The 12,816-nt window shown below is 69.1% G+C and carries 14 protein-coding genes; 2 read left to right on the top strand and 12 right to left on the bottom strand.

Annotated features, from left to right (window positions below; genetic code table 11):
* Window positions 1-45 precede the first annotated feature (45 nt).
* The 4 genes from M2271_RS20375 to M2271_RS20390 all read right to left on the bottom strand — a co-directional run bounded on the left by M2271_RS20375 (window position 46) and on the right by M2271_RS20390 (window position 5,165).
* Window positions 46-993 (bottom strand): PDR/VanB family oxidoreductase, encoded by a 948-nt coding sequence (locus M2271_RS20375; RefSeq protein ID WP_280888704.1) that lies wholly within the window; start codon window positions 991-993, stop codon window positions 46-48.
* On the bottom strand, window positions 990-1,187 hold the full coding sequence (locus M2271_RS20380) for a hypothetical protein (protein ID WP_280888705.1): 198 nt from the start codon (window positions 1,185-1,187) through the stop codon (window positions 990-992). Before M2271_RS20380 ends, M2271_RS20375 begins: the two co-directional genes overlap by 4 nt.
* Window positions 1,184-2,251 (bottom strand): aromatic ring-hydroxylating dioxygenase subunit alpha, encoded by a 1,068-nt coding sequence (locus tag M2271_RS20385; protein WP_280888706.1) that lies wholly within the window; start codon window positions 2,249-2,251, stop codon window positions 1,184-1,186. Before M2271_RS20385 ends, M2271_RS20380 begins: the two co-directional genes overlap by 4 nt.
* A 571-nt stretch (window positions 2,252-2,822) precedes the next feature.
* Window positions 2,823-5,165, bottom strand: a complete 2,343-nt coding sequence (locus M2271_RS20390) for an MMPL family transporter (protein ID WP_280888707.1) — start codon at window positions 5,163-5,165, stop codon at window positions 2,823-2,825.
* Between the two features lie 154 nt (window positions 5,166-5,319).
* On the opposite strand from M2271_RS20390, the gene M2271_RS20395 reads away from it, so the two are divergent.
* Window positions 5,320-5,967 (top strand): helix-turn-helix domain-containing protein, encoded by a 648-nt coding sequence (locus tag M2271_RS20395; protein WP_280888708.1) that lies wholly within the window; start codon window positions 5,320-5,322, stop codon window positions 5,965-5,967.
* 295 nt (window positions 5,968-6,262) lie between these two features.
* On the opposite strand, the gene M2271_RS20400 is transcribed toward M2271_RS20395, so the two are convergent.
* From M2271_RS20400 to M2271_RS20435, 8 genes are all read right to left on the bottom strand, one after another.
* Entirely contained in the window at window positions 6,263-7,099 is an 837-nt protein-coding gene (locus tag M2271_RS20400) for a hypothetical protein (protein ID WP_280888709.1), read from the bottom strand.
* A gap of 33 nt (window positions 7,100-7,132) precedes the next feature.
* Complete coding sequence (locus M2271_RS20405; protein WP_280888710.1) at window positions 7,133-7,531, bottom strand: SRPBCC family protein; 399 nt, start codon at window positions 7,529-7,531, stop codon at window positions 7,133-7,135.
* 56 nt (window positions 7,532-7,587) lie between these two features.
* A complete protein-coding gene (locus M2271_RS20410; RefSeq protein ID WP_280888711.1) occupies window positions 7,588-8,331 on the bottom strand; it encodes an SDR family oxidoreductase in 744 nt (247 codons plus the stop codon).
* Between the two features lie 109 nt (window positions 8,332-8,440).
* Complete coding sequence (locus M2271_RS20415) at window positions 8,441-9,562, bottom strand: NADH:flavin oxidoreductase/NADH oxidase (RefSeq protein ID WP_280888712.1); 1,122 nt, start codon at window positions 9,560-9,562, stop codon at window positions 8,441-8,443.
* An 82-nt stretch (window positions 9,563-9,644) separates the two neighbouring features.
* A complete protein-coding gene (locus M2271_RS20420; RefSeq protein WP_280888713.1) occupies window positions 9,645-10,313 on the bottom strand; it encodes an SDR family oxidoreductase in 669 nt (222 codons plus the stop codon).
* Between the two features lie 2 nt (window positions 10,314-10,315).
* Window positions 10,316-10,717 carry a RidA family protein gene (locus tag M2271_RS20425; protein WP_280888714.1) on the bottom strand — a complete coding sequence of 134 codons (402 nt, stop codon included), beginning with the start codon at window positions 10,715-10,717 and terminating at the stop codon, window positions 10,316-10,318.
* A 48-nt stretch (window positions 10,718-10,765) separates the two neighbouring features.
* Window positions 10,766-11,419, bottom strand: coding sequence for an NAD(P)H-binding protein (locus tag M2271_RS20430; RefSeq protein ID WP_280888715.1), 654 nt, complete (start codon window positions 11,417-11,419; stop codon window positions 10,766-10,768).
* 49 nt (window positions 11,420-11,468) lie between these two features.
* Complete coding sequence (locus M2271_RS20435) at window positions 11,469-11,900, bottom strand: VOC family protein (protein WP_280888716.1); 432 nt, start codon at window positions 11,898-11,900, stop codon at window positions 11,469-11,471.
* 128 nt (window positions 11,901-12,028) lie between these two features.
* Here M2271_RS20435 and M2271_RS20440 point away from each other — a divergent pair, with 128 nt between their 5' ends.
* Window positions 12,029-12,691: a GntR family transcriptional regulator gene (locus M2271_RS20440; RefSeq protein WP_280888717.1), complete on the top strand. Its 663-nt coding sequence runs from the start codon at window positions 12,029-12,031 to the stop codon at window positions 12,689-12,691.
* Window positions 12,692-12,816 lie beyond the last annotated feature (125 nt).

Here is a 12,816-nt window from a genome sequence, read left to right on the forward strand (position 1 = left end):
CGTGAGAGCGTCGAAGTTCTCTGCCTCGTACGCCAGTTGACGGCCTCACAGGTCCAACACGAGCCGCTTCCCCCGGCACCGGGACACACAGATGAGCATGGTCTCACCGGCCTCCCGTTCCTCGTCGCTGAGCACCGAGTCCCGGTGGTCCGGGTCGCCCTCCAGCACGTCCGTCTCGCAGGTGCCGCAGGTCCCCTCGGTGCAGGAGAACAACACCTCCACGCCGGCGCCCCGCACGGCGTCGAGCACCGACATGTCCGCGGGGACGCTGAGCGTACGACCGCTGCGGGCCAACTCGACCTCGAACTCGGTGTTCTGGCCCACCTCCTGGACCTTCGGCGCGAAACGCTCGACGTGCAGTGCTCCGGCCGGGCAGCGGGCCTCCACCGCGTCCAGCAGCGGCCCGGGGCCGCAGCAGTGGACGAGGGTGCCCTCGGGCAGGCCGTCCAGTACCGAGGCGAGGTCCAGCAGCCCGGTCTCGTCCTGGGGAGCGATCGTGACGCGGTCGCCGTACCCGCTCAACTCCTCGGTGAACGCCATGGACCGGCGGGTCCGGCCGCCGTACAGCAGGCTCCACTCGGCGCCCGCCGCCTCGGCCGCGGCCAGCATCGGCAGGATCGGGGTGATGCCGATACCGCCCGCGATGAAGCGATAGCGCCGCGCGGGCCGCAGCGCGAAGTGGTTGCGCGGACCGCGCACCCGCAGCTTGTCGCCTCGTCCCAACTGCTCGTGCACATACGCGGACCCGCCGCGCCCGTCCGGTTCCCGCAGCACCGCGATCCGCCAGGCCGTCCGGTCCGCGGGATCACCGCACAGCGAGTACTGCCGCTCCAGGTCCGGCCCGAGGACCACGTCGACATGGGCGCCCGGCTCCCAGGCCGGCAGTTCCTCGCCCAGCGGGTGGCGCAGCGTCAGGGCGAGCACTCCATCGGCGGCGAACTCCCGCTCCTCGACGACGAGTTCGGAGACGAGTTCGGATTCGTACACACTCATGAGTCGATTCCTTGCGGTTGATGGCCTCGCGGTTGATGGCCTTCCGGGTGGCCGAGCATCCACTCCCACATCTCGACGGGGTCCTGGGCGGCGTGCTCGGCCCCGCAGTGACAGGTGCCGTGCAGGACGTCGGTGCCCGGCACCCAGTCGACGCGGTAGATCTCGCGCGGCCCTGCCGACGACAGCCCGGTCACGGGAGTTTCTCCACCGGCTTGTCGCCCTCCTCGACCAGCCGGGCGAGGATACGCCGGGCGGCCAGACCACCGGTGTCGATGTTGATGCTCAGCTCCTGGTAGCCGGTCCGTTCGGTGCCGAGCGTCCTCTGCAGCAGGTTGAGCGCGTCGACGTCCTGCATGACCACCGTGTGGTTGTTGCCCCGCAGGAACTCGGTGACCTCGCCGTCCTCGATCGCCCAGTCCCGCGAGACCATCCAGAAGTCGTACACCTTGCCGTCGGCGGACGGAGTGATGGCGTACGTGATCTCGGTGTGGAAGCCGTTCGGGTCGCTGCCGTCCGCCTCCGGGAGGACGCCGACCGGCGCGATCCGGCTGTGCAACAGATACAGGCACGGCGCGTGGTACTCGATGTCCTGCCAGCGGGTGATCCGGCCCTCGATGCCGGTGGACCTCGCGTAGAACGGCGGGCACTCGGCGTCGTCCATGTGCCGGCTCACCCGCACGATCCCGGCGCCCTCGTCGACCTCGGTGGTGATGGGCGTCTCGGCGACCTCGGGAGTGCCGATGTACCCGCCGTGCAGATAGGTCTCGTGGGAGAGGTCGAGGAGGTTGTCGACGAGGAGACCGTAGTCGGCGTCGATCGGCTCCATGCCGCGCACGGTCGTCCAGCCGGGGGAGTCCAGGTGCCGCGCCCGCGGGATGGTCCCCGGGTCGGCGAGGGCCGGGTCGCCGATCCACACCCACACCAGGGAGTCCTGCTCCACGACCGGGTACGAGGTGACGCGGGCCGTGCGCGGTATGCGCTTCTGCCCCGGCACGTACACGCACGTACCGGTCGTGTCGTACGTGAACCCGTGGTACCCGCACACGATCCGGTCGCCGTCGAGCCGACTCTCGGAGAGCGGATACCGGCGATGCACACAGCGGTCGTGCAGGACGACGGGCGTGCCGTCCTCCTCCGTCCGGTAGAACACGAGCGGCTCACCGAGAATCGTCCGGCCGAGCAACTCCTCACGCCCGACCTCGTGACTGTAGGCGGCGACGTACCACTGGTTCCTGGCGAAGGCGGTGGTGTGCGGCATCGTTGCGGCTCCCGTCGTTGGGTGATGGCGACATCGTCCGGAAGTGCGTCACCGGGGCACAATGCCTCTTCCGTCTCACGGAAGGGGCAGGGGAAACTGCCTGCTCAGGGCGGCGCTCGTCTGTAGAAGTGAAATGTGGGGTGCGCTGAGCCGACGACGTTGCTGAGCGTTTCCGTCGATGATTGTGTCGAGTTTTACACTTCCGTTTTGCGAGTCATGGAAGCTCTGAGTGATTTATGACCCCGACGTCTCAGCTTCCAGCCGGGTTCGGCCCCGCTCCGCAGCACGCCCGAGCGATGAGGGCCGCACTGGGCGTGACCAGGTACTGCCACAGGTAGAGGTCTCTGATCCCCCGTACCGTCCGCGAGCGGGTGATGCTCACCCTCTGGGTCGCGAAGACCGCCGAACAGACCGACCAGCAGGCAAGGGCGGTATGGAAGTCGACGGCATCCGCGTCGCGGTCTGGCCGCGCACCCCGTGCGGGTGCGCGATACGGCGCGGATGGCACGGGCACCGCGGCCGGCGACCGCGGTTCGGCGTTGCCGGCAGGCACATGCTCGCCAACGGCGGGTCAGGTCTTCTGTGCTGTCGCGTGCTGCCGGGGAGCGGCAGGATGGGGAAGCGGGATCCTCTGCGCGAGTTTTTCGCCTTCGACATCCAGATCGGGCAGGAGACGGTCCAGCCACACGGGTATCCACCAGGCCTTCTCCCGTGCGAGCGCCATGGTGGCCGGGATGAACGTCATGCGGATCACGAACGCGTCTATGAGGATGCCGGCCGCCAGCGCGAATCCCGCCTGTTTGATCATGGGCTGGGCGTTGAAGATGAATCCGGCGAAGACCGACACCATGATCGTGGCCGCGGCGATCACGACGGCGCTCGCCCGGGCGAAGCCGGAGACGGTCGCGTCGAGCGGGTCGGCGCCGTGCATGCGGGCCTCGCGCATCGAGGTGACCAGGAACATCTGGTAGTCCATGGCCAGTCCATAGAGCACGCCGGTGACGATGATGGGCAGCAGGCTCACCACAGGTGCGCTCGCGTCGAGTCCGAACAGCGCCTGCAGCCAGCCCCATTGAAAGACGGCCGTGGTGATACCGAAGGTGGCGGCGATGCTGAGCAGGAAGCCGACAGTGGCCATCACCGGGACGACGACCGAGCGGAAGACCAGGAGCAGGACGATCAGCGAGAGCCCGAGAACGGTGGCCACGTAGAGGGGCAGGACGTCCCCGAGGCGGTCGGACACGTCGATCGCGAGGGCGGTGAAGCCGGTGATGCCGATGGTGACGCCATGGGTTTCGCGGATCTCCCGGCTCTTGTCCCGCACGGAGGTGACGAGGTCCTTGGTGCCGTCGTCATTCGGTCCGTCGCCGGGAACGAGGCTGAGGACGGCCACGGTGCCGGCGGGGTTCATACCTGCCAGAGAGATCGAAGTGGCGCCCTCGGTGTCCTTCAGCTCGGAGACGACCGCGGTGAGGGCCGCGGGAGTGAGCGGCCGCCCGCTGTCGGAGGAGCGGGCGACGACCATGAGGGGGCCGTTGTGGCCGGGGCCGAAGGTGTCACTGACCGCCTCGTAGCTCTGGCGCTGTGCGGTGTCGGGGTTGTAGCTGGCGCCGGACGGCAGGCCCATCCTCATGTCGAGGGCTGGCAGCGCCAGAACCAGGGGGATCAGGAACGCCGCCGCGAGAGCGGGGTACTTGTGGCGGACCAGGCGTGATCCCCAGCGGGTGGCCCGTGTCCGTGCGGCGACGGAGGCCTGCTGCTGCGCCGTGCGTCGGGTTCCGGCCGAGCAGATGCGCTCCTTGACCAGGCCCAGGAGCGCCGGCAGCAGGGTCAGGGCGAGCAGGACGGTGATGGCGATCGTGACCGCGGCGGCGAGGGCCATCGTGCTGAGCAGGGTGATACCGACCACCAACAGCCCGGCCAGGGCGATGATGACGGTGCTGCCGGCGAAGAAGACCGCGCTGCCGGCGGTACCGATGGCGCGGCCGGTCGCCTCGTGCGCGTCCAGGCCGGCGTCCAGGATGAGCCGCCGTTGCCGGTTGACGATGAACAGGGCGTAGTCGATGCCGACGGCGAGCCCCAGCATCAGGGCCAGTACGGCGGTGAGCGAGTGGATCTCGAAGACGGTGGAGAGAGTGAAGGCGCCGCCGACGCCCACCGTGACGCCGACCAGAGCGATGACCAGGGGCAGGCCCGCCGCCACGACCGACCCCAGGGTGACCAGCAGGACGATGGCCGCCACCACGACGCCGACGATCTCACCGACGCCCACGATCTCGGGTATCTCCAGCATCGCCGCCGACGGCAGGACGTCGAGGTGGCCGCGTGCGGCCTGCTTCTCGGCGGCCTCGACGGTGCTGTCGATCGTGCCGGAGGGCAGCTCATAGGTCTGCTCGTCGAACTGGAACTGCATCAGGGCGGTGGAGCCGTCGGCCGAGACGACGACCCCGGGCACCGGTCGGCCGTCCTGCAGCAGCGGTGCCGGCACCTTGCCCCCCGTCGGTTGCCCAGCGGCTTCGGCCACCACTGCCTGGGACCGCAGCAGCGGACTCTTCTCCCCCTTCGACAGCTCCTCGGCGAGGACCTTGCGCGCGTCGATGACGTGGTCGTGGCGGTACACCGCGTCCACCGCGGCGATGAGGGCGGCGCGGCTGTCCTCGCCGTCGACCCGCGTCCCGTTCTGCACGCGGAACACCAGCATGCCCTGCCCGCCGGACGCCTCGGGAAGGGACTTCGCCAGATCGTCGATGACCTCCTGGGCGGGGGTGCCGTCGATGCGTACCTCGTTGCTCAGCTTGACGGGGTTGACCACGAGCAGAGCCACCACGGCGGACACCACCGCCAGCCAGCCGGCGATCACATACCAGGGCCTGGCATAGGCGAAATGTCCCAGCCGGTACAGCAGTACAGACATGCCCTTCTCCCTTCTCCGGCGCACCCTGCTGGGCACGCGCACCCGAACAAAATGAGAGGGTACTACCAAACCGATAGTGGACTATCGAAACGGTAGAGTGCTATCGTCCCGCAGGTGATTGAGTAGTCTGCGGTGCAGAACGGGAGGGTCAAAGATGCCGAACGCCGCACCGCGCACACACCGGCTCCGCAGGGTTGACGCCCGCTCCAGCGCGGAGCGCATCATCGCGGCCGGACGCAATGTCCTCGGCGCGGGTGAGGGCTCTTTGGAGCAGATCGCCGCCGAGGCGGGCGTGGGCATCGCCACGCTCTACCGGCACTTCCCCAACCGGGAGGCCATCGTCCGGGCCGTCCTCGACGACATCCTCGAAACAGACCTCCTCCCACTGATCAACGACGCCACGGCCTCCCGCCACCCGCGCCAGACCCTCCTGGACATCGCCACCCGGCTACTCGACCTGATCACCGAGGAGCGGGGACTGGTCACCTTCGCCGCCAACTTCGCCGACGTCGCCGTGGACGCCCTCCAGCGCTTCACCGAGTCCCTCCGCCCCCTCCTCGAGCGCGCACAGGAGCAGGGCGAGATCCGTACCGACCTCACTGCGGACGACATTCCGCACTTCATGGTCATGGGCATCGCCGGCCTCGCGCTCCCCGGCACCACACCGTCCATGCGCGCGCGCTTCATGGCCCTGCTCTTCGACTCGCTCAACCCCGCCAGCGCGTCTCCTCTCCCACCGGCACGCGCGGAAACGGACGATGACGGCCTTCGCGCCGCGATCAGCAGCGTCGTCCGGGACTGACTCCCGGAGCCGCGACCGCCCCCACGAGAGCCTGATCACCGCGAGGCAAAGGAGCCCCTCCACGACGGAGTCCGGGCTCCCGGGAGTGAGGGGAGGGCGTGTCCGGTGCAGCCTCGTGCGTGTCGGATCCCTGGGTCAGAACGACCCGGCTCGGCCGATGACCAGCGCCGCCCTGTGCCGGGACCCGTGCGCTGTTCGGCGTGGTCTTCGGGCCCTTGGAGCTCTGCGTTCCAGCCCAGGCACTTCTATGACATCGAACCTTGAGCGAAGCACTCTTCAGGGCCCGTATGCCGCCTCAGTTGCGGGGCTGGGAGTCCAGGAACCGGTGGAGGGATGCCGTCATGCTCGCCACGAACGCGTCACGGGTCCGGTCGGAGACCAGGTCCAGGGACAGGTACGGGTTGAGGTCCTCCAGCTCTACGAGGAGTAGCTCGCCTTCCTGGGTGCGGCAGGCATCCACGCGCTGGATGCCGTGGTCGAGGGTGTTCCAGTCGATGAAGGGCCGGGCGAAGGCCAGGTCGGCGTCGGTGGGCTCGTAGGGCTCAAGGACCCAGCGCCGCTCGGGGTCGGGGGCGTGAAGGGCGTACTGGAAGGCGTCGTCGACGTAGTAGAAGGACACCTCGTAGCGGAAGTCGATGCGCGGCTGGACCAGGATGTCGCCGTAGGCCAGGTCGCTCAGCTGCTCTCGGGGCACGAAGGTCAGGCCGATGGAGTCCGCGCCCGCTTTCGGTTTGACCGCGTACTGGCCTGCCTCGGGCAGCAGGTGCAGGTCCTCGGGCCGGTCGATGGTGGGAATGACCGGGTATCCGGCGGCGGTCAGGTCCAGCAGGTACTGCTTGCCGGCCATGTCGCCGCGGCCGGACAGCGGGTTGTAGACCCGGATGCCACGGACCATGGCCTGCTCCCGGAAGGCGTCGTACTCCTTCTGGTAGTGCAGCACGGGCCCGCTGTTGCGGACCACGACCACGTCGAAGGCGTCCATCAGGGCGGCGGCATCCAGCGGGTGGCACAGGGCGATGTCGAAGCCGTCGCGCAGTCGGGAGGTCAGGAAGATGTCCTCGTCGCAGTAGCGTCGCCCCCGGGCCAGGTAGGCGAGGTCGGTCACGAACAGGACTCTGCGGCGCTCGGGCATCGTGCATCTCCTTAGACGGTGACCCAAACCTACCTATCCCGCGGAACACGGCCTCGGGCAGCCGCGTGGTCGCGGGACGCCAGCACGCCTTACAGCCGTACACCACGCCGTAAGAAAGGTGCCGCCGGTGTCGGCGACGGCCTGGACATGGAGGGCCGAGCGGTATCCGCTGACCGGCAGCGGCGCGTCGACATTCTCGTGGGTCAAGGTCCGTCGGGCGTCGGCCGGGGCCACAAGTTGTTCCCGGTAGGTGTTGCCGTCCGTGCCGGTCAGGACGCGGATCGCGCCGGGCGTGAACTTGCTCTCGCCTTCGACGATGGCACTGTCCTGGATGGCCGGGTGCCAGTCGGGCGGCCCGTTGAACCGTCGTACGACAGCCCATATGTCATCTGCGGAGCTGGTGAACACGGAACTCCAGTAGGCCTCAGCCATGACTTCTCCTGGGGGACTGAGGGGAGGCGGGCATCAGCTCGTCTCCCCTGCGTGAGTTACCAGTTCTGGCGGGTCGGGGAAATGACCAGGTCATTGACGGTGACATCGGCCGGCTGGTCGAGGGCGTAGACCACGGCATCCGCGATGCTGGCGGGCGTGATGGCGACGGCGTTCAGCTCCTGGGCAGCCTTGCGGCCGACCGGATCCGTGACCTTGTCCGCCCAGCCCGTGTCGATCACCCCCGGGCTGATCGTGGACGCCTTGATGCCCTCACGGACACCCAGCTCCTTGCGCATCGACTCGGTGACCGCCTGCACGAAGAATTTCGTCGCGCTGTACACACCCGCACCGTCACCGACCTGGTGGCCGGCCACCGAGTCCATGTTGAGGATGTGACCCGAGCCGTTGGCCAGCATCACCGGCAGAACCGCGTGGGTGGCGTTGAGATAGCCCCGGATGTTCACGTCGATCATCCGGTTCCAGTCGTCCAGCGCCCGGTCCTTCCAGTACGAGAACAGCATCAGGCCCGCGTTGTTCACGAGGATGTCGATGGTCCCGTACGTCTCGACCGCGAAATCAGCCAAGGCCTGAACGGAGTCGATGTCCGTGACATCGGTGGTCTTGGCCGCGGCGGTGCCGCCGGCCTGGTGGATGTCGGCGACCACCTGCTCCAGGCCGGCCTGGTCGCGTGCGGCGGCGACGACCTTGGCGCCGCGGGCGGCGAGTGCCTGGGCAGAGACGGCACCGATGCCGGAGGAGGCGCCGGTGATGACGACGACCTTGTCTTCGATGTAGTTCATGAGGGTTTCCTGAGGGTGAAAGGTGGCGGCGGCAGTGCGGGTCCGGGGTGGGAGGCAGCACCCGCCCGTTGGTGACCGGAGCTGCGCGGGCCCGGGGCCCGCACGGCGCTCAGCCCTTCTTGCTCTTGCTGCGACGCACGACGGCGTAGCCGTACTGCTCGGGCCAGCGCGGCTCCTCGCCGAGCTCCGCGGCTGCGCGGTGGGCCCAGGAGGGCTCGCGCAGCAGCTGACGGCCGAGCATCACGGCGTCGGCCTGGCCGGTGGCGACGATCTCCTCGGCCTGGGCGGGCTCGAGGATGAGGCCGATGGCGGCGGTGGGGATGCCGGCGGCCTCGCGGGCCTGGGCGGCGAAGGGCACCTGGTAGTTGGGACCCGCGACGATCTTGGCGTCGCGGACCATGCCGCCGGTGGACACGTCGAGAAGATCGACGCCATGGGCCGTCAGTTCCTTGGCGAGGCGAACAGTGTCCTCCCCGGTCCAGCCCTCGCGCTCGTCCTCGGGGTTCTCCGTCAGCCAGTCGGTAGCCGAGGTACGGAAGAAGACCGGCAGCTCGGCGGGCCACACGGCGCGCACCGCGTCGACGACCTCCAGGGCGAAGCGGATCCGGTTCTCGAAGCTGCCGCCATAAGCGTCGGTGCGGTGGTTGGAGACCGGGGAGAGGAAGGAGTTGATGAGGTAGCCGTGGGCGCCGTGCACCTCGGCGACCTGGAAGCCGGCGGCCAGGGCGCGCTTGGCCGAGGCGGCGAAGTCACGGACCAGCTGCTGGATCTCATCGACGGTCAGTTCGTGCGGGACGGGCAGGCCCTGGTAGGGCTCCGGGCTGGGCGCCACGGTCTGCCAGCCGCCCTCGGCCTCTGACAAGTACCGGTCGGACAGCCAGGGCTTGTCCACCGACGCCTTGCGGCCGGCGTGGGCGAGCTGGATGGCCGGGACGGCGCCGTACGCCTTGATGGCCTGGGTGATCCTGGCGAACGCCTCCTGCTGACGGTCGTTCCACAGGCCCAGGTCCCAGGGGCTGATCCGTCCGTCGGGGCGGACCCCGGTGGCCTCGGCCATGACCAGGCCCGCGCCACCGGCGGCGCGCGAGGCCAGGTGGGTGAGGTGGAAGTCGGTCGGCGCGCCGGTCTCCGGGCCGGTGGGGGCGGCGGAGTACATGCACATCGGCGACATCCACACCCGGTTGGGTATCTGGAGGGAGCGCAGCTTGAGGGGGGTGAACAGAGTGCTCACGGTGTTTCTCTTTCAGGTGGGGCATCGCCGGCCGGGACAACGCCGTCGAGGGGGAGATGAGGGGAGACGCGGAGTGGGCGGGTCAGTGGGCGGCGTGGGCTGCCACGGCGTCCGCGATGGGAGTGCTGCCGCCGATGACCTCGACGGTCCGGCCGGTCAGCCGCGATTCGTCGAGCAGTGCCAGCAGGACGGCGGCGACATCGGCCCGGGAGATGGGGCCCGGGCCGGTCCGCTCGGCGAGCGTGACCCGGCCGGTGCCGGGGGTGTCGTCGAGCAAGCCGGGGCGGACGATCGTCGCCTGGAGCGCGGTCCGGGACCGGACGGCGCTCTCGGCCGCGATCTTGGCCCGCAGATAGGTGCGGAAGACCGGGCCGAGGCTGGTGTCGTCGACGGCCCGCAGATCGGCGCCCATGGCGGAGAGCAGCAGGTAGCGTCCGACACCGGCGCTCTCGGTGGCGTCCGCCAGCAGGATCGCCGCGCCGCGGTCCACGCTGTCCTTACGGCCCACCGAACTCCCGGGGCCCGCTCCGGCGGCGAACACCACCGCGTCGGCACCCGTCAGATGCCGGGCGACCTCGTCACTGGTGGCCTTCTCCAGATCCACGAGCCGGGCCTGGGCCCCGGCCTTCTCCAGCGCCTCGGCCTGGGCCGGGTTGCGGATGAGGCCGGTGACCGCACCGCCGCGCCGGAACAGGAGCTGTTCCAGGAGAAGGGCGATCTTGCCGTGCCCTCCGGCGATCACGACCTTCACGATCAGGCCGGCAGGCGGGTGTCGAGGACGAAGTTGACCTCGATGAGCTGGCCCGGGAAGAACAGCGAGGCGACGCCGATGGTGGAGCTGGTGGGGCGGTGGTCGCCGAAGTAGGCCAGGTTCGCCGCGGCCATCGCCATGTTGTACTTCGGCAGGTCCACGATGAACTGGGTCTCGGAGACGACCTGGTTGCGGGTGGCGCCGTAGTGGGCGAGCACCTTCTCGAAGTTGGCGTAGGACTGCTTCAGCTGGGCGTCGAAGTCGCCCGGGTAGAGGAAGTTGCCCTGCTCGTCGTGCGAGAGCTGTCCGGAGACGTAGATCGTGTCGCCGACCTTGATGGCCTGGGCGAACCCGAACTCCTTCTCGCCGGAGACGTCGTGGCTGTAGGAATCGATGGCGGTCATGGTGCTTCTCCTTGCTGATGGTGCTGTGGTTGAGATGCGGGTGTGAGCTCAGGCGGCCGTGAGGCGGGTGACGGCGTCCGCGACAGGGGTGTCACCGGAGGTGAGCTCGACGATCACGCGGCTGAGGGCCGGAGCGTGCAGGGCGGCGTCGAGGAACGCGGCGACGTCGTCGCGGTGCACGTCGCCGTACTCGACGGCAGGACCGGCGGTGACGTGGCCGGTGCCGGGGGTGTCCAGAAGGGTTCCGGGACGGACGATCAGCCAGTTCAGGTTGGTGCGTGTCAGATAGACGTCGGCGGTCTTCTTGACCTTGATGTAGTGCTCGAAGCCCTCACTACGTGTCCCGTCGCGCAGCGCGTCGGGGAACACCGAGACGAGGACGAACCGCGCCACCCCGGCGAGCGCGGCCGCGTCGGCGGCCTTTTGAAGGCCGCGGCCGTCGATGAGGGTCGTCTTGTCCTGACCGGTGCCGTGTGCGCCGGCCGAGAAGACCACGGCGTCATGGCCGCGCATCCTGCCGGCCAGGTCGTCGACCGAGTCGGCGATGAGATCACCGACCACCGGAGTCCCGCCGGCCGCCTGTACGGTCTCGCCCTGAGCGGGCCGGCGGTGCATGCCGGTCACGAGGTCACGGCGTTGGGTGAGGAGTTGAGTGAGGCGGCGGCCGACTCCTCCGGCGGCGCCGATCTGGAACACCTTCATGAACTCGTCCCGTCTTTCGCGTGTGGGGGTGGGTGGTGTCGGCCGCCGGTCAGACGGCGAACACCTGGGAGTCGTCGGCGAACGCCTTGAACTCCAGCGCGTTGCCGGCCGGGTCGAGGAGGAACATCGTCCACTGCTCGCCCTTCTGGCCCGCGAAGCGCACGTACGGCTCGATGACGAACTCGGTGCCCGCCGCCCGCAGCCGCTCGGCAAGCTGCTGGAAGGCCGGGATCGTCAGGACCAGACCGAAGTGCGGCACGGGTACGTCGTGGCCGTCGACCGGATTGTGTATGCGCTGCGCGCGCTCCGGCGCGAGGTGCGTGACGAACTGGTGGCCGTGCAGATTCCAGTCCACCCACGTGTCCGCACTGCGGCCCTGCTCCAGGCCCAGGACGTCGCCGTAGAAGCGGCGCGCGGCAGCCAGGTCGTCGACCGGCACGGCCAGGTGGAAGCGGGGGATCGGGGAGTCGAGAACGGTCATGGCACTGCCTTCCTGCCGGGGAGCGGAGTGGCCCGTGGGCGATCCTGCTCAACTTGTCCTAATGTTGACATCACGACAACGTCTGAATGTTAACATTAGGCCATTGGTGGAGGAGGTGCAATTCGGGCATGAGTGATCAGGGCAAGGTGGCCCCGGCTCGCCGCCGGGGTCTGGCTGACGAGGTTGCGGACCGTATCCGCGAGGCCATCTTCAACGGGGCCTACGCCCCGGGCGAGCAGCTGCGCGAGGTGGAGCTGTCCGGCGAGATGGATGTCAGCCGCGGCCCGGTGCGCGAGGCGCTGCGGCTGCTGGAGCGCGAGGGCCTGGTGCACTGTGCGTGGCACCGGGGCACGACGGTGACGACGCTGTCCGCCGAGGACGTGGCTGAGCTCGACAGCCTGCGCGGCGCACTGGAGGACCTCGCCGTACGGCAGGTGATCGCCCACGCCTCGGACGAGGATCTCGCGTCCATCGCGAAGACGGCCGACATGATGGAGCGAGCCGGCGACGCACACGAAATGGTGCGCCTGGACATCGCCTTCCACGACGCGGTGTTCGCCGCCGCAGGACACCAGCGCCTCGCCGACGCCTGGGACGGCATACGGTGCCAGGTCCACCTGTTCCTGCTGACCCGGATCGGCCGCAGCACTGCCGGCTACCTCGACTGCATCCCGCGCGAGCACCACGGACTCGTCACCGCGCTGCGCGCCCGGGACACCAGCACCGCCCTCGACCTCTTCGCAGCACACCGCCGCCACGCCGTCGACGTGGTCGCCGTAACCACCGCCTGAGTGTCGGCAAACGATCGAATGACGACAGGCGCGACGGACGTCCAATGAACCCGTGCAATCCAGAGGTTCGCGGCGGCTCGAATCCCATCAGATCCGATGGTGATTGCTGACAGGGTTTGACGACA

The sequence above is a fragment of the Streptomyces sp. LBL genome, assembly GCF_029893585.1.
Taxonomy (GTDB): Bacteria; Actinomycetota; Actinomycetes; order Streptomycetales; family Streptomycetaceae; genus Streptomyces.